Genomic DNA, 22,015 nt, shown 5'->3' with positions numbered 1-22,015 from the left:
CCTCATAAATCAATCAAGCCATCTCTGTTAAGAATAATTATTCTTCTACCTGAACGTTTTATCAATCTATTATCCTCAAGAAATCTAAATTTTCTAGAAAGAGTTTCAGGGGTAGTCCCTATATATCGCGCGATATCAATCATCTTCATAGGTAAACTGAACCGATAATCGTTCGCTGCTTTTGACAGATCCAAGAGGTAGTTCGCTAAACGTTCCTCAACACGCTCCATAGATAAAATATGGGCCTGCTTCTCTACTTGAATCATCTTTTGCGCACTTAATTCAAATAATTTAAGAGCTATTTGTGGATTCCTAAGCATTACCTGATCAAAATCTTGTTTACTTAATCTACAAATTTCAGTTGTTTCAAGAGTTTTACCAAAAAGAGATTCATTTTTAATACCGAACAACTGATTCTCACCCTCATAGCCACCTGGTTCAACGACCCGTAAAAGCTGTTCATCACCATTTGTAGACAGTTGGAATACTTTCATACTTCCGAGAGCCACGATGTCCAGATTTTCATCTCCTGGTCTAAAAACAATTTCATTTTTTTTAAATTGTTTGTGTTGTGCCAATCTATTAATTTTAATCTGTTCATCTTCTGACAGATAATTAAATAATGGTACAAGTGTCACACAAATATGTTGAATCATGGATAGCCTCTTTCTAATTGATAAAATCTATTCTTGAGATAATTCATCAAATTGTTTTAATAGCTGATAAGTTTTAGTAAATGTCTCACAAGCATCATCTGGAATTGTATAATCTTTTGTAAGAGCTCTTAGTTCTGAAAATTCATTTGATAGGTCCAAATTATTATCCCTAATTTTATGTTGAATTGTTTCATAAACTTTGCGAACATCAAAGACTTCTGGATGATTTTTCCCATGAGCTTTTGTAATAGCATTTGTATATAGATCAAGCATCTCATCGTTTGCTTCAAAAAATTGTCTTAACATTGTAACTTCCTCCTATTATTTTTCTGATGCTTTTAGGACATCATAGCCAATTGCTTGCACTGCCTTCACAATTTCATTAATGTTTGTCATACTATCGTCAAAATTTACTTTTGCCTTACTGGCATTGAATAGAACTTTGACACTTTCATTATCGACACCTGTTACACTTTTAATGGCTCCCTCAATTTTTTGCATACATGTTGGACAAGCCAGTGTTTCAAGCTGTAGTATAGCTTTTTTCATCATCTTTACTTCCTTTCTTTATTATATCTTTAGTATAGTACGATATTTAGAATAAAAAATTGATTTTTATCAAGAATTTCTATTTTCTTTTATATTTTAAAAGCCTCATAGCATTCAAAATAACTACAAGAATGCTACCTTCATGAACAAACATGCCAATTGCCATATTCATCCACGAACTTGAGAGAACGCTGATAAGAAGAACTACTACGACTAGCAATGCAATGAAGATATTTTCAATCATATTACGTCGTGTGGCTTTAGCCAATCCAATCGCATGAGGGATTCTGTGAAAATCCGAATTTATCAAAACAACATTTGAAGTTTCAATAGCAACATCTGTACCGTTTCCCATGGCAATTCCAATATCCGCTAAGGCCAACGATGGGCTATCATTAATACCATCTCCGACAAATGCTACTATTTCTCCACTTGCCTGACGTTTTCTCACAAATTCTGCCTTGTCTTCTGGTAGTAGATGACCATAAGCCTCGGTTAAGCCTAACTGATTAGTAACTAAATCAACTGTGCCTTGATTATCTCCAGATAATAGAATGAGATTTTTTACTCCCATATTCTTAAGCGTCTCTAAATCCTCCTTGACCCCTTGTCTAATCTGGTCGCGAATTCCTACAACAAGAGCTATTTGTCCATCAATAGCAGTTAGGACAATTGAATTCCCTTCTGCTTCCATCCCTGCTATGTCGGTCTTCATCTGGTTAGTGAAAGGAATATTATATTGATTCATCAAATAAGAGTTCCCAACGAGAACTTGGTGATTTTGAATACGAGCAACAATTCCCCCACCTTGAACGACCTCTGTTGAGTCAATCACCTCTACTACAGAACCTGAGTAATGGTTCACAATTGCTTTCGCGAGCGGATGATCTGATTCTCTCTCAACACTAGCCAGTAAGCTCTCAGCAAGACTCCTATCACTGCTATAATAGATTGTCTGTGCAACCTGAGGGCTACCATAAGTTAATGTTCCTGTTTTATCAAATAACATTGTATCAACTTTACTAAAGTTTGTAATGACATCACTACCCTTAAATAAAATACCATGTCGTGCGCCATTTCCAATCCCTGACACATTTGAAACTGGTACGCCAATAACCAGTGCACCAGGACATCCAAGAACCAAAATAGTAACGGCTAACTCAATATTGCGGCTAATAAGCCAAACAATAATCGCTAACACTAAAACTGAGGGAGTATAGTATTTTGAAAATTTGTCAATAAATCTCTCAGCTTTTGACTTGCTGTCCTGTGCTTCTTCTACTAATTCAATAATTTTCCCAAAAGTTGTATCTTCCCCAATCTTCTCAGCACGTATTTGTATAGTGCCATTTTCGAGAATGGTGCCAGCAAAAACTTTATCTCTTAAACCTTTAGAGACTGGAATAGATTCGCCCGTAATACTTGCTTCATTTACAGTACCAGAGCCAAATATCACTTCACCGTCAACTGGGATCTTTCCACCAGTTTTTACTAAAAGAATATCTTCTTCATTAACTTCTTCAACTGATACCTCTTCAAAGTCACCATTGTGTAGTTTACGAAAAGTAGTCTCTGGTACCATCTCCACGAGATTCTTAATCGCAGAACGTGTCTTGGCTAATGTTCTTTGTTCTAAGTATGCACCAAATAAGAAGAGAAAAGCTACAATAGCTGATTCTTCAAACTCTTTAATAACGAATGCCCCTAAAATAGCAAGAGTTACTAAGAGATCTATGCTAATTACCTTAACTCTAAGAGCTTGATAGGCTTGAACAAAAATTGGTAAACCACCAACTAATGAAGCTACAAACAGTAGATAAGCTGCGCCCTGCTCACTACTAAAAACCCATTTGGATGAAAAAGCAAGTATAATAAGAACACCAGTTATTGCTGTCAACCAATTCCGATAATGTGATAACCATTTTTGCATGATTTCTACCTCCTTTACTATATCCAGTATAACCGAGCATAGAAATATAAAAATTGATTTATATCAAGTTTTATTGATTTATCAAGGTATTTAAGCACTTATTTAAGTGCGAAGTTTGAGAAATTGAAAAATATAACTTGTCTCAGCTTTATTCGCTTTAAATGCAATAATTATATTTCTTACATTTCGGTTTCTTTCTTCTTGCCTTCCTTTTTCTTCACCAATTGAGCGTTCGTCTAGCAGTCTTGCTTCATAGTCCATCAATTTTCGTCTCTTTTCTGAATCTTGGTTATAATAAGCAATTTCCTTCATTAATTTGCTTGCTAGTGGGTTGGCTTGATTTGGCTTTTGATTCATCACATCGATAATTCCTGCTAAACCATTTGATATTTCGCCTTTCGTCCCCTTCGAATTGATAAATAGCTCATGCGAATGCGTATCTAAGCGTAAATCTCGAATACTGTCTTCATATTGGTAGAATTGGTAGCGGCGTAATCCATAGCTAAACGGATCAAATGTACATAAGAAAATAACAAAACTTTCTTTTAACTTATGGAAGGTCTGTCCTTTCATTAGGGTTTCATTATCAATTTGTGATTGATAATAGCGTGCACGTTTTCCTAAGTCGCCGGTATTTTCCACTTGCATTTCAATATCATAATAACGTTTTTGATCATCTTGCACCACGGCATCGAATCTAACACCGCGAGTGGAGGCTACAGGGGTAATATCGTGTTGGATCTCTTTATGAATAATGCTAGTAATGTTTAGTTCTGGTAAAATCGCGCGGATAATCGCTAAACAGTTCTCCTCACTTTTCATAATCCAACCAAAGATAATATCGTTGGTCAGCCCGAAATACACCGGTTTTTTATTTGTTTTTTTCATAAAAATCTCTTTTCTTCCTCCACAAATTTATTATACTAAAAACCCTTTCATTGGATATCAAAAACGTTCGAACAGTCAAATCGCCCTTGCACTTAAATAATATGAAAAACTTATAGCATAATATTGGGATAATAAGTTTTTTGACTCTACTTATTAAATACGAAGAAAAGTCCTCAAAAGCGCGAAAAAACCTTCCAAAAATTTTGGAAGGCTTGTTGATTTATTTTCATATCAAATAGTCATTCTGTTCTGCACCACATACAACACTTTTTAGGCAAACCAACTACGTCTATCCTTTGGCGCGCAAGGTTTACAGCGATTTTTAGAACTTGCAAGTGTCAAAGAATTTACGCAGCTACATGATATATTAATGAAAAATGCTGTTACACCTAAGAAATTCGCTAGTTATGTTAATTATTTATTATATATAGTCTGTTTTTATAAGAATTCCTATTCTAGAATATTCTTTCTGAATATATTCCCTCCATTCATTCATTTTTTTATTAATCCAATGGTTTATTTTGGCTTTTTTTTTTATTTGGCTGTATAATATAATAGAAGATTGATTGACTTCAATCAGTCTTCTATTGCAATTATTTATACATCTTCGCTTTCTATAATAAAACCCCATTTATCCAATTTTTATCTATTTTTTGATATCTCATTGATTCTCTTAATTATTGAATAAATCATTTTATTTTTTATTCTCTAAAAATAAAATATTCACAAAAAAGGAGGGCTGTTATCATTTTTAAGAGATCAATGTTTTATAAATAAATATTGAGGTGATAATTTATGACAAATGTGTCTAAAGGTAGTAAATATTTAGTTATTTTTGCTTGTATGCTATTACAAGCCATTCCTTATGGCATTGCACAGAACATCCCTCCATTATTCATTCACTATTTAGAGAAAGAATATCATTTTAGTGTCCAAAGTGTTGGCTATATTTTTATGATTGGCGCTTTAGCAGCATCATTAATTTCACCAATAGCTGGTAAAATGTATAGTAAATTTCCAGTCAAGCTAATAATGTTAGGTGGATTAATCTTGTCTGCTTTTGGAGTTATGTTAAACGCAGTTTCAAGCAAATTATGGATGTTTTTAGTAGCAAATGCAATTACTCAAATAGGAACTGTTACGTTTTCAGGTTTAGGGGTACCGTTTTTAATCGCTACTTGGTTTGATAAAAAATCTAAAGCTAGCGCACTGGGAATTGCCTTTGCAGGTGGTTCTATCGGGAATTTCTTCTTACAACCTATCGTAACCAACCTACTCAATCATTATGAATTACATAGAGTCTATTTCATGTGTGCATTGGCTTCCTTGGTTGTTGGGGTACTTGTTGGCGTGCTTTTAATCCATCCTAACAAACAACCGATCGAATCTAGTGCTGCCAAACAATCAACTGATTCTTCTAAAGACTCAAAAATCTCTACAAATCAATCTGTTCCCCAAGGTACCCATCCTGCTAATACTCAAACTGGTATCGGCTATAAAAAAACTACCCAACAAAAAAGTTTTTGGGCATTATCTTGTTTTTATTTAATTATAGGATTAGCTATTTCTGCTCTTTCCAGTCAATATGCAAACTTTTTCGCTTCTATTCATATCAATACTACCTTAATTGGTACGATTGGCTCTACGTTTGCCATTGCTTGTTTGGTTGGAAATGTTGGCGGAGGTTTCTTATTCTCAAAAATTGGTGTACGCAACGCCATGTTTTTAGCCTTTATTTTACAACTAGTTACCGTTATCTTGCTAATTGCTAGTATTTTTATTCCTAGCATTAAAGTCTTTTCTGCATTTGCTTGGGCCGTCCTTTATGGTTTTAATGTTTACTCTTATATGAGTGCACCGGCTGTAATGATGCAAACACTCTTCGGTATGAAAGACACCAGTCAAATACTAGGTGTATTTAGTATCTTTTTTGCAGTTGGCTTTGCTTTAGGAAATATTGTATTTGGTTTCTTTGTTGATACCTTTGGCTTTACTGCAGCTTGGATTAGCATTTTATGTTATGTACTTATCGGATTTTCTGGTTTATTATTCTTCATTACCGATATTCAAAAACATAAATTTGCCGATCAAACTGCTTAATGTATAATTTTTTGAAAGGAGTGCATCATATTTATGTGTACTGGATTAAGATATGTTAACGGAGATTTTTACTTTGGACGAAATTTAGATTTAGATTACCATTTTGGCGAAGAAATTGTTATTACACCTAGAAACTATGAAATCACCTATAAAAATGAACCTTCACAAAAATCACACTATGCTTTTATCGGCGTAGCTATGGTATTAGATAATTATCCACTTTATGCCGATGCGATTAACGAAAAAGGCTTAGGCATTGCAAATTTGAATTTCCCACACTTTTCTAAATATGCTGATGAAATCAAAGAAGGTGCCCTTAATCTTCCTCCTTATGAATTAGTGCCTTGGGTGTTAGCACAATTCTCAACTGTTAAGGAAACTAAAGCTGGCCTTAAAAATTTAAATATGGTTGATATTCCTTTTAAGCCTAATGTACCGAACACTACTTTACATTGGCTCATCGCCGACAAAGACGAAGCGATTGTCGTTGAAATTATTGACGGAAAAACCGTCATTTATGATAATCCTGTTGGCGTTTTAACTAATAGTCCTAGTTTTGATTATCATTTAATGAATTTACACAATTATCGTCATTTAAGTAGCAAACAACCTCACAATTCTTATTCTCCTGATTGGGATGCAAAACCTTTTGGCGAAGGTTTTGGTGCGATTGGTTTACCTGGTGATTGGTCACCAGCATCTAGATTAGTTAAAGCCACCTTTGTTAAAGAACATTCAGTTTGTCCGCAAGATGATGTAGCCAATGTTACACAATTCTTCCACATTTTAGATTCAGTCGCTTTTGTTCAGGGCTGTACCACTTCTGATCGAAATACTCATGATATCACTATGTATTCTTCTTGCGGAAATGCTGCTACTGGTGATTATTACTATAAAACCTATACCAACAACCAAATCTCAAAGGTTTCTATGTCAAAAGTTGATCTGGAATCTACTAAATTGTTTGTTTACCCTATGGAAGATAAACAACAATTTAGACAAGTCAATTAAGGCGTTGGCTTGCTCATTTTAATCAGCTTAATTATAAATAATTGGTAAATGCAAGTTAAGTGTTAGATAGCTTAGCGGTCTTTCCTCCTCCTTTGAATTTAGGTAGTATTAATCTACCAAAAATTTAAAGGAGGTTTTTACATGTTTCAATCGCAAATTGTACCTGTAAAGCTTACTGACAATGAAAAAAACCAAAAAGTTGATGCTCTGCACAAAAAGAACTCTCAAAAACTATGGGCACATATCAAGACTTCATCAGGAACCGAGGTACGTCTATTCCAAGGAGTCTCCCCACAACTAACACAAATGATTTTGGAGAAATTATAGTATGCTCGTTGATTTTACTAGAGTAAAAAATATCTTTATTGTATGTGGAAAAACAGATATGCGAAGAAGTATTGATGGATTAGCTAGTATCATTCAATATGAGTACAATTTGGACTTGTATGATGATGCAATATTCTTATTTTGTGGTGGAAAAGCTGATCGTTTCAAAGCACTCTATTGGGATGGTGATGGATTTATTTTATTGTATAAAAGATTTAATGATGGAAAACTAAGGTGGCCGCGTAAGTCAGAAGAAATCATGCAGTTAAGTAACCAACAACTTCGTTGGCCACTGGAGGGATTGAGTATCATTCAACCGACTGCTGTCAAACGAGGTGGAAAAACAACGTTTTAAGTAATGAGGTACAGGAAGAAACAGATAAATTCTTCCTGTTTTTATTTTATTAGATAACCAAAAATGGTATAATCATCCTCGTAAAAATAAAAAAGGAAAAGCGGTGAATCAAATGAAGAATGAAAAAGACCAACCATTTGACCCCGACTATTTGAATCGTTGTATGAAAACTGTTGTTAAAGAAAATAAAGAAATACGAGAAATCACAATCCACGGTTTTAGACACACTCATTGTTCATTGTTATTCGAGGCAGGAGCAACATTGAAAGAAGTCCAAGATCGTCTAGGTCATGCTAATAGTGATATAACTTTGAAGATTTATACTCACGTCACAACTAAAGCTAAAAGAGAAACAGCAAATAAACTTGCTTTATATTTAGATAGCTAAGAAGCTAGTTCATACGAATTAGCTTCTTTTTTAGTTCAACAAAAATAAATTTTCTATTCACCTATTAAAGGCTTTCCATACATATTAAACAAACGTAAGACACATAAAACACAATGTTTTACGTCCCAAAATCAAAATCCATTATTGTATAACAAATTTATTGCAGTTACATTACCTAACACTGCTAAAAACATAGTAGACATTAGAATTAAATAAAATTTAAAAACAACAGATTTTTCCAAGTCTCGAAAACAGTTTATATAGAAAATGGTCTGTAAAATAGACCCAATTTTCAAGGAATTCAACCAAAAAAAGACACCATCCAAACGGATGATGCCGTGAAATCCTTGATATAATAAGGATTAACGTTTTGAGAATTTCTCCATTGAAAACGAAGAATTCTCACCCCTTACAAATCCCGTTATATCAACATTTACGAAAATGAAACTTCTATGAAAATGGACTAAAATCCTCTGATTTGGATAAAATTGACACCAATTAACACCATAAAATAGACTAGTCATCAGTAGGTCAAACTAATTTGACCTACTTTATCTTATAGATGGATAATTTATTAATCAAATTCAAAATGATAGGTCAAGTATTTTATAAATTTATCGGTATAAGAAGACAAAAAAACTAATCAATACGAGTTATTCTTCAAGAAAAAATCTTTTCAAAATTATTTCTCTTTTAGGAAGTTCGACTTGTTGCTGATTATCTCCATATAAAGTATTATATAACTCGATACAAGCTGTATATATGGACTTAATTTCTATCGCCTCAAAATAATAGTATAGAATACCAATGCCTAATCTTTCTGTTGAAAAGACCATCTCTTTATCTAAGTGAGCCAAGAGTTTGTCGCGAAGCAATTTGATTTCATCAATATTTTTTTGTTCTTTATCAATACCCTCTTGAATGGTACTCAAAATTGATAAAACAGCTCTATCTTTGGTACTATGTCTCAACTTAGATAGAATCTTAAAAATACCATTTTTTTCTCTGATATCAAAAATTTTAGTTATACCGAAGACAACTCTATAAAACAAAGATTCGTATGTCACATTTCGTATTATATCATATCTAATAGATGACTTCACTACTCTATCATGCCACTCATTGTTTACAATTTTTATTATTTCAAGTGTAGCAATTATTGATCCAAGTTCAAGTATCATAGTATGAAAATGAATCATTATTTTAGAGTCATCATCTGGTAATTCATCAACAAAATTCTTTCCTACAAAATCTTTTAAATCATAATCATTCATAAGCTAACACCTATTTAATAAATCTTCTTACTTTTACTCAAATTGATAGTTCATTCTGCTTCAAAAATATTTTCGAGATTACAATTTCTTTAGTCACCATGCTCACTCAAATTAGACTCACTTTTATAAACACTAATCTACTAAAATTTTCCGAAAATCTCCTCTAAACTGTTCTTTATCTCTTTATAGACATAGTCACTTAATGGAGTATTTTTACTAATATTTCTTGAGAATAAAAGATTTGAGAAAGCACTCTCATGAGTAGAAGTATCTTTAGGAACTCTATTTAACAAATTGTAACTTTGTATTATTTCATCATATGCTCTTTCATAATGCTTAAACGAATCACTATGAGATACTTCAACTAAATTTTTATCTCCTGAATATGCTACGTGATAATATCCTATCCACGGATTACTTTCATCATCTTTGTAAGTGATAAGTAATTTGTACGGCATATCTTGAAACTTTGAAAAACATCTATAAATTTTAGGAAAGTTATATTTCACCATTTCCAGATAACTCACTTCAGCGAAATTAAAAAATGTTTCAACTATTTCTATTTTTCTTTTCGTAGAATATAAGCTCATTGTTAAGCCATTTGATTCTGAATATTCTCTATCACGACCAGGTATGATAGAACTCCTATAATCCACACCAGAGTGTAGTAAAATAGATAACAATTTATTTAAACTAAACAACTCTACTCCTTCCGATGTTGTATAGTTTAAAACTTCCGGACAATCTTCAAGGGCTTCATCTATCCTTTTTCTAACCTCTTTACTCATCAAAGAGATTTCATCAATATCTTTAAGCCAAGATAACCTATCTATGGTTTCTTTTAAAAGTTCACATAAAATATAGTTACTTGCTGGTAATGATTGTTTTTCTAATATATCTTTCAAATTACTTTTAATAAGCTCTACTGCAATTTTTCGCCCACTATCCCCTATAAATCCTGATAACTCCAAATTTGTAATATGCTGAACCATCCTAGTGGTTTTAAAAAATATTGTACCCTGATATTCTTGACGCGCTTGACTCAGTAGATTAGAGCTGACAACTTTTACATCGGGGACACTTTTATCTACGATATCAAACCAATAATAAAGACTATTTTCTACTATACTTCCAGTAATCCCGATTTTAGAATCCACTTGATTTTCTGTTATAAATGGTTCAAACTGCTCTGATATAGGATGAAAATAATTCTCTACTATAAATGAATAAGTTTTATGAATTTCTGATAAAATTCGTTCCACATGATTCTCTATGGAAAAATCAGTTATTCCATTATTTCTCAACAAATCATTTTTAGAATTAACACATTCAATATAGAGAGGTAGGTTATGCTGTAGAACAAAATCTAAAAAATTGTCCTGTTCATTAATAGTAGAAAATAATCCTGAGATAAAAACGACTACCTCTTGCCATTCTTCATTATAGATAAGCTTCTCAAGAAGTTCAGTATCTGATGAAACTGTTAGGTTATTCGTAATATAGTATGCCGCACAAAACTCCTTAAATAGCTTATGAGAAAAACTAATTCTATCTGAAGTACTAAAAATTCCAAAATTTATAAAATAATCAATTATATTTCTTTTATTTGGTGTAGAAACTGGATAAGCACTTATTATTTTATCTACTTCACTGTATGTAAAACTAGACCGATCAAAATGCTCGTAAGAAAATTTGCCAAAAAGATTTAATGTTTCATGTAGGGATAATTCTGAATAACTATTTTTGTAGCGATAATTATTTTCAAAATACTCTGTAAAAATTTGGGTTCTATTGAACAACTCCTTATTTTGTCTATTAGCCAGAACAGTTTTACCAATCTTATAAAACAAAGGGTTTCTAAACAATTCAAGATATGCTTTAGGAAGATTACTATACCATCCAAGTCTAATTAAATCACTTTGAATCATACCATCAGTAAGATTCGTTAGAAAGAAATTCTTTTCTTCCCCAAGCTCATTCTTATAACGATTATTTCGTGTGGTAAAAAAGAAAAAATTTTGTTTATATTGTGTCATTAATTGATTGACTTCAGAAAAAAATTTCAATCTCTTTCTCTCATCAATAATATCATCAATACCATCGAAGAACAGTGCTAATTGATTATTAGCGAATAGCTGATTAATAGCCTCTTTAGAATTTCCTTCACAAAAAGGCTCCATTTTCGATTGAATAATCTCGAATAATGTTCCTAAACCGTCCATGTACTCCACTAACGGAACGTATACAGGAATTAATTGATAATTAGAATATTTTGCACATAACTGATTTATCAGTTTAAAGATTTCAAATGTTTTTCCAAATCCAGCTTCTCCTTTCAATACAACTTTACGGTATTGTAAAAGGGTATCTAACGAATCTTTTTCCTTACTACCTTCGGTATCTTGAAATAAACTACGTTCAAAATAGTTGGACTGATCAAATGAATCACCTAATGTTGTTAACAAGGTTTCAATATAAGAACGTATTCTAAAATTACCATCTACAACCTGTTTTAACATCGCATTATTATCATCTACAATAGACGTTATGTGCTGCAACTGCCTGTCTATTCCATCGATAATCTCTCTAATAGTCCGACACAGTGCCTGCGATTCAGGAGTCCCTATTTTATTGAGTTGTCTAAATATAATTTCAAAATATTTTTGAAGAATTTGTTTTATTTTACTATTATATAATTTATATTTAGGATATTTTTCAATAAACAAATTAATATAAAAATCTACTGATTGATTTATTGTTTTTGATTGTAGAATATCCTGATTAAGAAAATTTTTAATAATTTTGTTTAGCACATCCTGTTCAATCAAAAATTGATCAAAATCAAGATAATATATTTCATTTCCATATTGTTGTAATACTGAATATTCAATTTCATTCTTTAGCCTTTTTGTAAAGCACTTTAGTCGCATTTTTCCAAAGATACCTCTAAAGTAATTTCCAAGCTTCTCTATCAATAAATTTTCAATTAATGAAATAATAAGCATATGTAATGTCCTCTCTCACTAAGTATATCATACCCCATAGGAATACATCTACTACGATTTTTGTATCGCTTTATCATCTTGTAATTAATTCATTGATAATTTCTCTATTGAAAACTATAACTACTCAATACTTCTAAATCCCTTTATATCAACGTTTCCAAAAATGAATCTTCCCTGAAAACGGACTAAAATTCATAACTTTGGATAATATTGACACCAATTAACACCTTAAAATAGACTAGTCAACCGCCTTAAATTTGAGGTGGTTTTACTTTTTAAAAATACTAAAACAAGGATAGCTGCTCTCCTATTATATAGTCCTTAAAATTTCGATAAATTTCATCAGTTATATAACGTTTCAGACCTAAGTTTATTTCAGTCTGCACTAAATCATCAATCGTTAAATAAGCAATAATTTTTCTAAAATCAATCCGCTGCAGTACTTTTTTTGTAAAAGGACGTTTAGCATCCAAAAAAGCAATAGTCCTTAAAAATTCTTGAACGGGTTCTGAATTAAGAATCAACATCACCGCGTAAGCAAAATCATAGTCATCAAAAGATAAAAAATATCCCGTATCATCCATCATCACAGGCTTTTTATTCTCTGAATACATCAAAGCAAACAAAGGTTTTTTATAGAATCCACTAATACCAACTTTATAGCTTGAATATGAATAATCTCCTATACCAAACATTGAGAATGCGGGAGCATTATTATATATAGAGCTTTTTCTTTTTTCAAAAGAATCTCTATGTCTATTGAGGTACTCCCAAGTTTTAGGGAAATCATACTTAATATAATCGGTTTCTTCCTTTACTTTTTTTTGGGTAACAATAACTTTTTTAGGGGATTCCATAATTATTGGTTTCTTTAGCATACTACTTTTTATAAGTGGAAATACCAATTCCTTTTCAATTTCAACCGTTTCTTTCAAACCATTTATCATATTCCCATGACTAATATTTAATTCCATCACTTTAGAATTATCATGCTTGACCCCTTGTCGCCATTCAAACTGTGATTCCCCATCAAAATCATATTCCAGTTCTAAATTACTGTAAAATTTTCCATCATGGAAACCATACTTTCCTATTGGTTCTACATTTTCTTCTTTAAACTCAAAAACGTTACTTGTTTGAGGGAGATAGTCTTGTTCAGATAACTTCATAACCATTAAGCATGCTGATGCATTAATATCAAAAATTTGCTTAGAGTTAAATTGAATGGTATCGAAATACTCAAAGTTGATTTTTCGGCTATGTAACTCTTGAAATACATTACGAGCTACATTAGTTTTACATAACATAGCTAGAACCGTATTCGTTTTTTTATACTCATCTATCAATTGTAAAATTATATATTCACATATATCAAAATTACTAGCACCAGTCAGGGCATCCATTCCTTTTAAAAATTTAATATTAGATTTACTAGGTAAATTATTAGAATCCAAGCTAGACAAAGTACTATTTGTTACCCACGGAGGATTCCCAATCAACAAGACATCTTGTTCTCCCGACAGTTCTTTCAAGGGAAATTCAAAAATATCCCCTTGAAAAATCTGGATGTTTTCTTGAACAAATCTTTTTTTACAAAATTTATAGTAATCTTGTTGTAATTCAATACCTAAATATAGTTCAGCATTAAATTTTAAGCTACTGTCTAAAAAATTCCCTAAACCACAGGTGGGTTCAATAACCACTCTTGGTTTAATTCGTCGTTCTTCAATAAGAAAGCGACAAATCCTATCAGAAAATTCTTGAGGTGTTTGATAATCACCAAACTCTCTTTTACCAATCAAAATTAATCACTCCTTCAACTTCGTTATTTAAACTTATAACTCGTTTATATTGAAGTCTCCATTGCAAAGCGTTACTGATAGTTAAATAACCTTGTCTAGGAGGATTTGCCATTATTTCATCAGCTAAATCATTATAAACTATCTCATCTCCAGGAACACTTTTATCTTCCAGAAGGCCTATAATATCTTCCTTTATCGCTCCGATAGATAATAAATTAAGTATTTGTCTAGTTAATGTAAAATCCGCTGTTCTCTCTTCGTCAACAAACGTAGTATTAATAATATTTAAATGACATTCTTCGCCAACATCTATCTTTTCATATACAAACACTAGTAAATTATAGCCTAGCCCAAAAATCTTTTGCCTTGCTGATTTAAAAGGACAACTAGATTGTGGTTGTCTGATGGAAGTTACTTTTATGTCGGTATTGACGCTTGGTAAATCGATACCTTTAGCACTATTACCTAAATTAAATTCAAAACCCTCATAAGGTATTCTTTAAATCTATGTTCAACGTAAGTTCCGACAGCTTTACCATCCGTAACCCCTAGCAGTTCGATATGGTTTTCTCGAGACATCTTTTGTGAAAAATCACACGCCGCAGCGATTAAAGTATCTATTGTTAAAATTTTCATATGTTACACCTCTTTCATTTTGCTTCATAAACTCAATACCATAGTTTCAATAGTGTATCTGCAACATCAACTTTTTCAAATATCTGCCAAATATTTTTCCACGCTACATAATTATATCATATTTCTCCTTCCTCCCTAAGAGTATTCCAAACTTCATTTCTACTTCTATGTGTATCATCTAAAGACTTTATATAATCTTGTCCAGCCTTGATAATACCGCGCTGAAATTCCAACTCTGTCTTAAAAATTTTATCCTCCCGATAAGGTGCATAAACTGTATCATAGATTAATTCACGTTCTATTAAAGAATCTAACTTAGATATATCTTTTTTAACAATAGAATATACCCTATGTCCAATCGATTCTTCAATAGGTAATTTATGAGCTTTTACTACTTTCAAAAATAGATTAACAATATCATCGCACCCAAATTGATTTTTAAATGTAATCCCCTTGTTTACATATTCATCTTTTCCGTTTACTTTTGTCCTGACGAATTTCGTTGAATCAAGAAACTCGATAAATTCCTTTTTAAAATCTTCCTCAATTGCATTTAGCATTTCTATTTCAGCAAAATATCGAGACATAGGAACATCTTCTGTATATAGTTTCTCCATGTCTACACCTAAAAAAAAAGCATTACGTTCATTCAAAATCTCTGTATACGCTATGGTTTCAGCAAAATAAATATCATCCTTTAACGTTTCATCCAAAACTAGTTGCTGTTCATCTGTCAGATTCTTAACAATCAAGCTCATCATTTCAGGAATATAATTTTCTATCTCGTCATTGTCTCCCCAAGAAATCACTCTACACTCGTATTTATTCTCCTCATCTGATAACTCTTGACCATTTATAGTTTCATTAATTCTTTGAACGGCCGTATCAGTAAGCAAGTATGGATTTCTTTTGGTTCTTCGACCCGATACAATCCATGAAATGATATTTGAGTTTTCAGGATAAATTTTAAAAAAACTCAACTTCCTACTTGTAATAATTTTCCCTATTCTTTCCGAAGCTTTCATGCAGAAAAAACTCTGTAATTCTTCATTCATCTTTTACTCCCTTTATTTATGTATTTACGCAATTAAATTATATCAAACTACACTATTTTTACATAATTAAATAGCTTATATTGACATCATACAAGGAAACTTGTAAATAAATTTTCACAGTCCCAATTGATGGCCATCAAACGGACGGATTGAAACAAATATGATGATATGGCGATAAAGGTCATATCTTGCATAGAATTGTTCCACCGTTTATTTGATGTGCCTTTTGCCATACTCGGTGTCCAATGCTCGCTCATATCGTTTCTTTCTGTCCAAGGACAAGAAAGGAAGTACTATTATGAGTAACAAAGTTACCGAACGCCGTGAGCGTAAAATTAAAAAAGCCGTCGAAACTGGAAATTGGAAAGAGGTTGACCGTCTCCTCCAACAAGAACAAAGCAATGCCGAGCGTCGTGACCGATACCACCATAAAAAAAGCCTTGAAAAGAATATATCTCGTAACTACGGCAAACAACGTGAACTCCATGAAATAGTTGCAAGTTCTGATTTGAATCCTCAAGAGGCTATTGAAAAAAAAGAAATAGAGCAGGCAGTCAATAAAGCTAAAGAAATTTTAGCACCTATTGACCGTGAAATTGTTGAAATGGTGGCTGAACAAGGATGTAGCTATAAGGTAACAGCTCGCTGTATTTCTGAACATTACAAAAAAATGAGTGATGTGACCGTCAAATCCCATTATCTAAAAGCTATTAGAAAATTAGCTTCTTTATTGGAAGACTATAGCTAATACCTAAAATCCGGTGTTTTGTAGCACTGGATTTTTTTTGCAAAAAAATAAAAAATTTTCCAAAAAAACTTTGTGTTTTAAGGACTATTTCTCCTTAGTAATGGGGACGTGGTAAACAACCTAACAACCAAGTCCAGCACATGACCAAAACCGAGCCTATCGCATTAACATTATTTTCTATAAACAAGGAGGAATTTCCCTATGGCATTCAAAATGAAAACAACAAAAGGCGGTTACACAACTACTTTGGCTGACAAAATCATTAGTCAAAAACAACCGATTTACTCTCTTAGTACTGAACTTGAACCACAACAACGGTTTGAAGACGGAAAACCAACAGGAGAAATCGTAGCCTACAAAGCATGGTTTGTGCAGGAAGGACAAGACCCTTTCCAAGTAAAATTTGAAGATACGATTGTTCTTCCAGCTTTTCAATCCATGATTCAATTTGACACTCTACAAGCCTGCGAAGTGAAATATAATATTTACTTCAAAGCTAATGGTCTTAAGGAGATTCGATAATGGTTTCACAATCGCGTGATATGCTGAACCAATCTTTCCTGCAATCTTACTTGCTTCAGAGTCTGAACATGGCTCTTGGGGCTTTAATGCAGGGAGAAACCAGCTATACTAACTCCTTTAATATTATTATCCAAGAAGACGGCTTTGTCTTCGTCCCTCGCCTGCCTTGCGCCTATATCCTTGATGATGACTTGTACAAGAAAATCTTTCTGATTGCCAATGCTTCATTATATCCACAGTATACGCTTCTAAAACAAAATGCCACCTATTTTGTCCCGTTAGAAACAGATGACTTACACATTCAACGTGGACTATTCTTTCCTTGGAAAAAAGGAATTTCAGCACGTTTGGCGATTCCTGATTTAGATAAGTTTTCAGCTAGCTTACCGCAAGGAAAAATCCCTATCATGAAGCACTTTGAACTCAATCTTGAAAAAGTAAATCATATTGCTATTGCTGGAAATTCGGGTTCTGGAAAATCGTACACTCTCACTTACTTCCTAAGTGTTCTGAAACATATGTCTGACTTGATAATCATTGACCCTAAGTTTGATACTCCAAGCCGATGGGCTAGAGAAAATCATATTGCAGTTATCCATCCTGTCGAAAATCGTTCAAAATCAGATTTTGTCTCACAGGTCAATGAACAATTAAGCCAGTGTGCAACTCTCATTCAGAAACGACAAGCTATCTTATATGATAACCCCAATCATCAATTTACTCATTTAACCATTGTCATCGATGAAGTCCTAGCCCTATCTGAGGGAGTCAATAAAAACATCAAAGAAGCCTTTTTCTCATTACTCTCACAGATTGCTTTATTGGGACGTGCTACGAAAATCCATCTCTTGTTGGTAAGCCAGCGTTTTGACCACAATACCATTCCCATTTCAGTAAGGGAACAGCTAAACGTATTATTACAAATCGGAAATATCAATCAGAAGACCACTCAATTCTTGTTTCCAGACCTAGACCCAGAGGGGATTGTGATTCCAACAGGACATGGGACAGGAATCATTCAAGTTATTGACAATGAACACCCGTATCAAGTCCTACCCTTACTATGTCCAACCTATTACACAAAGCGAGGTATCCTATGACCACTAAAACCTACTTCATGAGAAGTTTCAATCTCATATTATACTTACTACTTATTGCTCCAATCTGTTCTATTTTCGGTTGGTTGTTCAATTTTCTTTCCGTTCAATTAACCAATATCTCATTTGTCAATCTGGATACGTTTAAAAACGTTACTGATACAATTAGTTCTGTTTGTCACGGATTCGCTCTTGTTTCTCTACTACTAGCCTTATTATTAACTGGGATAGAGACGATACAACGATTGAAAACAGACAGTCTTTGGAATTACTGCCAATCTGTCTATCATACCTTTTTATTAAGACACTTCCTTTTCCAGCGTGAACGAGTACAGAAAATAAGTAACCTTGAACACCAGACCGTTACCACTATCAATCCAATCCATAAGGGATTTAACCGTGCTGTTCGTAAATGTATCATTGATATACGAAAAGATACCATCGTTATATTTCTAAAAGTTCCTAGAGACCAACAGGGACAAAAAATCCTAAAAGAGATGGAAGCACAACTGAAAGAAGAAATTGTTAGCCAACACGGCGACTATTATTTCTCTTCTCCTATTCGAGTTCGTAACCAATTATGGTTCACTGGGCAAAAACGTTAATTCCTTGGGGCTGTGGCTTGCGTTAAGCAAAAGCCAAACAGCCCCCTTTTCTATGCTCTATTCTATCATGACCTATTGGGGGTACTACGACCCCCCAATAGGTCAATAATCAACAATCACAAAATTTTCAAAAAACTTTGCATTTGACCTGTCATTTCTCCTTAGTAATAGAACCAAAAGAAATGAGGTAACTGCCTATGGCAAAAGAACAACGCTCAACCAAATGGACATTTCTCTTCTATGAGGAAAGCGCACCAAAGGACTACTTGAATATTTTAGAGGACCTTCATATCCCCTTTATTCTTAGTCCTTGGCATGATAAGGACGTTAATAGACAAACAGGAGAGTTTAAAAAGTCGCACAAGCACGGTGCTTTCTTCTTTGACTCCCTCAAGAGCTACAAACAAGTATCTGAACTAATCAAGGACAAGCTGAACGGCCCAGCACATGTAGAAGTAGTTATGTCGCCTACTGGTTTGCTGGATTACTATACTCATGCGGAGAATTCAGATAAGACACCATACAACATTGAGGATATTGAAGTCGGTTGTGGCTTTGATTTGGATAAATTCTTGATGGAGATGAACTCCTCGGATTTTATCCATGAAGTAGTTGATATTATCGAGGAAAATGACTTTACAGAATTTGAAGAGTTGGTTTGGTATGCACGAGCAAACAACACCAATTTATTAGGTTTAATCATCGAACGCACCTATTTCTTCGCTAAGTATCTAGATTCACGACGGCATAATCCAAACCGTAATCAACAGCAAAATGAAATGTATGATACGGAGGTTGAAGATAATGAATGATACCCCCCTACTACTAACACGACAACAAGCCTCTGATTTTCTAGGAATTGACCCTAAATCATTTGATAAATACATCAGAAGCCACCCTGACTTTCAGTGTTTTATGGTTGGTAAGCAAGAGCGTTATCTAAAAACTTATTTAATCAAATTTATTGAAAATCACTGTGTGTAACCATCAACGATTGATTAAATCAGACTTTTCATATATCCTATATGTGACTAGTCTATTTTATCAATCATTTTTATTATAGAAAGGCTGATAAAATGGCAACAATAACAAAACGTGGAAACTCTTTCCGTGCAACTGTATCACTCTATAAGAAAGGACAATACAAAAGAGAAACAAAAACATTCAGCAATAAAAAAGATGCTGAGCTCTGGACACTAGAAATGGAGCTTGAAAAAGGGCGTGGTAAAAATATCGCTGAACGCTCTACCCTATTTACTGATTTTTATCGGAATTGGGTTCACACAGTCAAGAAAAATGATGTCCGTGAAGCTACCTTTATCAACTATAAGCGAACACTGGTAGTAATTGATAGCCTTTTTGATGGAATTCAACTTAAACACCTTGATGACCTCATCATGCAAAAGAAAATTGACCAATATGCAGAAAGTCATTCTAAAAAGACTGTCAAAGAACTTGTTCTTAAAATTCGTGGTTCGTTGAAATACGCTTACGCTCGCGGATTGATTAGCAATGACTTTGGACATCTTCTGAAAGCAAAAGGTCAAGAACAGCCTAAACGTAATGTTCCACTCTCTATCACAGAGTTCAAAAAACTCAGACAATATTGTTTGAGCCACACAGAAGATGAATTTAACATTCTTGTTGCCCTCGCATTAGAAACAGGAGCAAGACGAGGAGAACTTCTAGGAATTAAAAAGGAAGATATTTTTGAGTATGGAGTTAAAATCAAACGCTCTATTAGTCCCACAACTGATGATACACAACTCAAGACCAAACACTCTAAACGTGATATTTCAATCAATAAGGATATTTATCAAGCATTACTTCAATTAGCTAGCACTAAAACTGATTATGTCTTTGATTGGAATGGATTCAAACAAGCGGGTCAACTCCAAAAATTACTCAATCAGTTGGGACTGAGCAAAACAACTTTTCATGGTTTGCGTGACACTCACGCTTCTTTCCTTTTTTCAAAAGATATTAGTTTAGATTATATTTCTCGTAGGCTTGGACACAATTCAATTCTGACAACACAGAACTATTATCTTGAACTGATGCCAGAAAAAAAGCACCAGCAAGATGCTGATGCTTTAAGTCTCTTAAACGACTTATCAATATAATTAACACCAACTGACACCAAAAAGGTGCCATAATCGTTGGTATAATAAGGTTTTGATTAACGTTTTGAGAATTGTGAAGCTTTACGAGCTTTCTTAAGACCTGGTTTTTTACGTTCAACCATACGTGCGTCACGAGTAAGTAAACCAGCACGTTTTAAAGCTAAACGGAAATCAGGATCTACCTGTAACAATGCACGTGCGATACCATGACGGATTGCACCTGATTGTCCAGCGTAACCACCACCATTTACGTTTACGAATACATCGTAAGCGCCTTTTGTTTCAGTTACAGCAAATGGTTGGTTGATTACTTCACGCAAGTCAGCGTGTGGAATATATTCTTCAACATCTTTTTTATTAACAGTAATTTTTCCAGTACCTGGTACCAAACGTACACGAGCTACTGCATTTTTACGACGGCCAGTGCCGATATATTGTGCTTGAGCCAATGAAATTCCCTCCTATTAAATTAAGTTAGTGATATCTAGTACTTCTGGTTGTTGCGCAGCATGTGGATGTTCAGCACCTGCATAAACATGTAATTTCATGCCTTGTTTGCGACCTAAAGTGTTCTTAGGTAACATACCTTTAATAGAAGTTTCAACTAAACGACGAGAGTTTTTCGCACGTAATTCACCAGCAGTGATTGATTTTAATCCTCCTGGGTAGTTTGAATGACGGTAATAAACTTTGTCAGTTGCTTTTTTACCAGTTAATTTCACTTGATCAGCATTGATAACAATTACAAAATCACCTGTATCCACATGAGGTGTGAATGTTGGTTTATTTTTACCACGTAAGATTGAAGCTACTACAGTTGAAAGACGTCCTAAAGGAACATCAGTAGCATCGATGACATACCATTTACGTTCTACTTCGCCAGCTTTGGCCATATATGTTGTACGCACTTTTATTTTCCTCCAATTCGATTTGAATGTTTGACA

General features: G+C 33.5%; 25 protein-coding genes. 12 read left to right on the top strand and 13 right to left on the bottom strand.

Features of this window, described 5'->3' with window-relative positions:
* Positions 1-2 precede the first annotated feature (2 nt).
* The 5 genes from I567_RS02105 to I567_RS02085 form a co-directional block, all read right to left on the bottom strand.
* Positions 3-656: a Crp/Fnr family transcriptional regulator gene (locus I567_RS02105; RefSeq protein WP_016250596.1), complete on the bottom strand. Its 654-nt coding sequence runs from the start codon at positions 654-656 to the stop codon at positions 3-5.
* A gap of 27 nt (positions 657-683) precedes the next feature.
* Positions 684-962, bottom strand: coding sequence for a hypothetical protein (locus tag I567_RS02100; protein ID WP_016250595.1), 279 nt, complete (start codon positions 960-962; stop codon positions 684-686).
* Positions 963-977: 15 nt separating this feature from the next.
* Positions 978-1,205 (bottom strand): heavy-metal-associated domain-containing protein, encoded by a 228-nt coding sequence (locus tag I567_RS02095; protein WP_026209947.1) that lies wholly within the window; start codon positions 1,203-1,205, stop codon positions 978-980.
* 79 nt (positions 1,206-1,284) lie between these two features.
* Positions 1,285-3,135 (bottom strand): heavy metal translocating P-type ATPase, encoded by a 1,851-nt coding sequence (locus I567_RS02090; protein ID WP_016250593.1) that lies wholly within the window; start codon positions 3,133-3,135, stop codon positions 1,285-1,287.
* 102 nt (positions 3,136-3,237) lie between these two features.
* On the bottom strand, positions 3,238-4,023 hold the full coding sequence (locus I567_RS02085) for an Rpn family recombination-promoting nuclease/putative transposase (RefSeq protein WP_016250592.1): 786 nt from the start codon (positions 4,021-4,023) through the stop codon (positions 3,238-3,240).
* Between the two features lie 795 nt (positions 4,024-4,818).
* On the opposite strand from I567_RS02085, the gene I567_RS02080 reads away from it, so the two are divergent.
* From I567_RS02080 to I567_RS02060, 5 genes are all read left to right on the top strand, one after another.
* Positions 4,819-6,123: a conjugated bile salt MFS transporter gene (locus tag I567_RS02080; protein ID WP_016250591.1), complete on the top strand. Its 1,305-nt coding sequence runs from the start codon at positions 4,819-4,821 to the stop codon at positions 6,121-6,123.
* 33 nt (positions 6,124-6,156) lie between these two features.
* A complete protein-coding gene (gene bsh / locus I567_RS02075; RefSeq protein WP_016250590.1) occupies positions 6,157-7,134 on the top strand; it encodes a choloylglycine hydrolase in 978 nt (325 codons plus the stop codon).
* 141 nt (positions 7,135-7,275) lie between these two features.
* A complete protein-coding gene (locus I567_RS02070; protein WP_002324505.1) occupies positions 7,276-7,461 on the top strand; it encodes a hypothetical protein in 186 nt (61 codons plus the stop codon).
* A gap of 1 nt (position 7,462) precedes the next feature.
* Positions 7,463-7,816, top strand: coding sequence for an IS66 family insertion sequence element accessory protein TnpB (gene tnpB, locus I567_RS02065; protein ID WP_016250589.1), 354 nt, complete (start codon positions 7,463-7,465; stop codon positions 7,814-7,816).
* Between the two features lie 28 nt (positions 7,817-7,844).
* On the top strand, positions 7,845-8,204 hold the full coding sequence (locus I567_RS02060; protein ID WP_409359799.1) for a tyrosine-type recombinase/integrase: 360 nt from the start codon (positions 7,845-7,847) through the stop codon (positions 8,202-8,204).
* 653 nt (positions 8,205-8,857) lie between these two features.
* Here the strand turns inward: I567_RS02060 and I567_RS02055 are convergent.
* The 6 genes from I567_RS02055 to I567_RS02035 form a co-directional block, all read right to left on the bottom strand.
* Positions 8,858-9,478 (bottom strand): AbiU2 domain-containing protein, encoded by a 621-nt coding sequence (locus tag I567_RS02055; protein WP_016250587.1) that lies wholly within the window; start codon positions 9,476-9,478, stop codon positions 8,858-8,860.
* Positions 9,479-9,618: 140 nt separating this feature from the next.
* Entirely contained in the window at positions 9,619-12,483 is a 2,865-nt protein-coding gene (locus I567_RS02050; protein ID WP_016250586.1) for an NACHT domain-containing protein, read from the bottom strand.
* 284 nt (positions 12,484-12,767) lie between these two features.
* Positions 12,768-14,285: a type I restriction-modification system subunit M gene (locus I567_RS02045; protein ID WP_016250585.1), complete on the bottom strand. Its 1,518-nt coding sequence runs from the start codon at positions 14,283-14,285 to the stop codon at positions 12,768-12,770.
* Positions 14,275-14,616: a hypothetical protein gene (locus I567_RS12810; RefSeq protein ID WP_016250584.1), complete on the bottom strand. Its 342-nt coding sequence runs from the start codon at positions 14,614-14,616 to the stop codon at positions 14,275-14,277. The genes I567_RS02045 and I567_RS12810 overlap by 11 nt, the downstream gene beginning before the upstream one ends.
* A 134-nt stretch (positions 14,617-14,750) precedes the next feature.
* A complete protein-coding gene (locus tag I567_RS12805) occupies positions 14,751-14,921 on the bottom strand; it encodes a hypothetical protein (RefSeq protein WP_016250583.1) in 171 nt (56 codons plus the stop codon).
* Positions 14,922-15,037: 116 nt separating this feature from the next.
* Entirely contained in the window at positions 15,038-15,976 is a 939-nt protein-coding gene (locus tag I567_RS02035) for a hypothetical protein (RefSeq protein WP_016250582.1), read from the bottom strand.
* A gap of 298 nt (positions 15,977-16,274) precedes the next feature.
* On the opposite strand from I567_RS02035, the gene I567_RS02030 reads away from it, so the two are divergent.
* The 7 genes from I567_RS02030 to I567_RS02000 all read left to right on the top strand — a co-directional run bounded on the left by I567_RS02030 (position 16,275) and on the right by I567_RS02000 (position 21,071).
* Entirely contained in the window at positions 16,275-16,724 is a 450-nt protein-coding gene (locus tag I567_RS02030) for an RNA polymerase sigma factor (RefSeq protein ID WP_016250581.1), read from the top strand.
* A 201-nt stretch (positions 16,725-16,925) separates the two neighbouring features.
* On the top strand, positions 16,926-17,246 hold the full coding sequence (locus tag I567_RS02025) for a hypothetical protein (protein ID WP_016250580.1): 321 nt from the start codon (positions 16,926-16,928) through the stop codon (positions 17,244-17,246).
* Positions 17,246-18,346: a type IV secretion system DNA-binding domain-containing protein gene (locus tag I567_RS02020; protein WP_016250579.1), complete on the top strand. Its 1,101-nt coding sequence runs from the start codon at positions 17,246-17,248 to the stop codon at positions 18,344-18,346. The genes I567_RS02025 and I567_RS02020 overlap by 1 nt, the downstream gene beginning before the upstream one ends.
* A complete protein-coding gene (locus I567_RS02015) occupies positions 18,343-18,948 on the top strand; it encodes a hypothetical protein (RefSeq protein WP_016250578.1) in 606 nt (201 codons plus the stop codon). Before I567_RS02020 ends, I567_RS02015 begins: the two co-directional genes overlap by 4 nt.
* A 197-nt stretch (positions 18,949-19,145) precedes the next feature.
* Positions 19,146-19,760: a replication protein gene (locus tag I567_RS02010; protein ID WP_016250577.1), complete on the top strand. Its 615-nt coding sequence runs from the start codon at positions 19,146-19,148 to the stop codon at positions 19,758-19,760.
* Entirely contained in the window at positions 19,753-19,932 is a 180-nt protein-coding gene (locus I567_RS02005) for a MerR family transcriptional regulator (RefSeq protein ID WP_016250576.1), read from the top strand. Before I567_RS02010 ends, I567_RS02005 begins: the two co-directional genes overlap by 8 nt.
* Positions 19,933-20,024: 92 nt before the next feature.
* The gene (locus tag I567_RS02000) at positions 20,025-21,071 is read left to right on the top strand and encodes a site-specific integrase (protein WP_016250575.1); all 1,047 of its coding nucleotides are present in this window, start codon (positions 20,025-20,027) and stop codon (positions 21,069-21,071) included.
* A gap of 56 nt (positions 21,072-21,127) precedes the next feature.
* Here I567_RS02000 and rpsI read toward each other — a convergent pair whose 3' ends face one another.
* The gene (gene rpsI, locus I567_RS01995) at positions 21,128-21,520 is read right to left on the bottom strand and encodes a 30S ribosomal protein S9 (protein ID WP_016250574.1); all 393 of its coding nucleotides are present in this window, start codon (positions 21,518-21,520) and stop codon (positions 21,128-21,130) included.
* A 15-nt stretch (positions 21,521-21,535) separates the two neighbouring features.
* The gene (gene rplM, locus I567_RS01990) at positions 21,536-21,964 is read right to left on the bottom strand and encodes a 50S ribosomal protein L13 (protein ID WP_205942884.1); all 429 of its coding nucleotides are present in this window, start codon (positions 21,962-21,964) and stop codon (positions 21,536-21,538) included.
* Positions 21,965-22,015 lie beyond the last annotated feature (51 nt).

Source organism: Enterococcus cecorum DSM 20682 = ATCC 43198 (genome assembly GCF_000407565.1).
Lineage (GTDB): Bacteria > Bacillota > Bacilli > Lactobacillales > Enterococcaceae > Enterococcus_E > Enterococcus_E cecorum.
This window is presented reverse-complemented; position numbering and strand designations above follow the sequence as displayed.

Excerpts from the sequence above, each read along its gene's own strand:
- I567_RS02085 (WP_016250592.1), bottom strand. The coding sequence starts at position 4,023 with ATGAAAAAAACAAATAAAAAACCGGTGTATTTCGGGCTGACCAACGAT.
- I567_RS02105 (WP_016250596.1), bottom strand. The coding sequence starts at position 656 with ATGATTCAACATATTTGTGTGACACTTGTACCATTATTTAATTATCTG.
- rplM (WP_205942884.1), bottom strand. The coding sequence starts at position 21,964 with ATGGCCAAAGCTGGCGAAGTAGAACGTAAATGGTATGTCATCGATGCT.
- I567_RS02055 (WP_016250587.1), bottom strand. The coding sequence starts at position 9,478 with ATGAATGATTATGATTTAAAAGATTTTGTAGGAAAGAATTTTGTTGAT.
- I567_RS02020 (WP_016250579.1), top strand. The coding sequence starts at position 17,246 with ATGGTTTCACAATCGCGTGATATGCTGAACCAATCTTTCCTGCAATCT.
- I567_RS02005 (WP_016250576.1), top strand. The coding sequence starts at position 19,753 with ATGAATGATACCCCCCTACTACTAACACGACAACAAGCCTCTGATTTT.
- I567_RS02080 (WP_016250591.1), top strand. The coding sequence starts at position 4,819 with ATGACAAATGTGTCTAAAGGTAGTAAATATTTAGTTATTTTTGCTTGT.
- tnpB (WP_016250589.1), top strand. The coding sequence starts at position 7,463 with ATGCTCGTTGATTTTACTAGAGTAAAAAATATCTTTATTGTATGTGGA.
- I567_RS02010 (WP_016250577.1), top strand. The coding sequence starts at position 19,146 with ATGGCAAAAGAACAACGCTCAACCAAATGGACATTTCTCTTCTATGAG.
- I567_RS02095 (WP_026209947.1), bottom strand. The coding sequence starts at position 1,205 with ATGAAAAAAGCTATACTACAGCTTGAAACACTGGCTTGTCCAACATGT.
- I567_RS12805 (WP_016250583.1), bottom strand. The coding sequence starts at position 14,921 with ATGAAAATTTTAACAATAGATACTTTAATCGCTGCGGCGTGTGATTTT.
- I567_RS02090 (WP_016250593.1), bottom strand. The coding sequence starts at position 3,135 with ATGCAAAAATGGTTATCACATTATCGGAATTGGTTGACAGCAATAACT.
- I567_RS02030 (WP_016250581.1), top strand. The coding sequence starts at position 16,275 with ATGAGTAACAAAGTTACCGAACGCCGTGAGCGTAAAATTAAAAAAGCC.
- I567_RS02000 (WP_016250575.1), top strand. The coding sequence starts at position 20,025 with ATGGCAACAATAACAAAACGTGGAAACTCTTTCCGTGCAACTGTATCA.
- I567_RS02035 (WP_016250582.1), bottom strand. The coding sequence starts at position 15,976 with ATGAATGAAGAATTACAGAGTTTTTTCTGCATGAAAGCTTCGGAAAGA.
- I567_RS02015 (WP_016250578.1), top strand. The coding sequence starts at position 18,343 with ATGACCACTAAAACCTACTTCATGAGAAGTTTCAATCTCATATTATAC.
- I567_RS02025 (WP_016250580.1), top strand. The coding sequence starts at position 16,926 with ATGGCATTCAAAATGAAAACAACAAAAGGCGGTTACACAACTACTTTG.
- I567_RS02070 (WP_002324505.1), top strand. The coding sequence starts at position 7,276 with ATGTTTCAATCGCAAATTGTACCTGTAAAGCTTACTGACAATGAAAAA.
- I567_RS02050 (WP_016250586.1), bottom strand. The coding sequence starts at position 12,483 with ATGCTTATTATTTCATTAATTGAAAATTTATTGATAGAGAAGCTTGGA.
- I567_RS02100 (WP_016250595.1), bottom strand. The coding sequence starts at position 962 with ATGTTAAGACAATTTTTTGAAGCAAACGATGAGATGCTTGATCTATAT.
- bsh (WP_016250590.1), top strand. The coding sequence starts at position 6,157 with ATGTGTACTGGATTAAGATATGTTAACGGAGATTTTTACTTTGGACGA.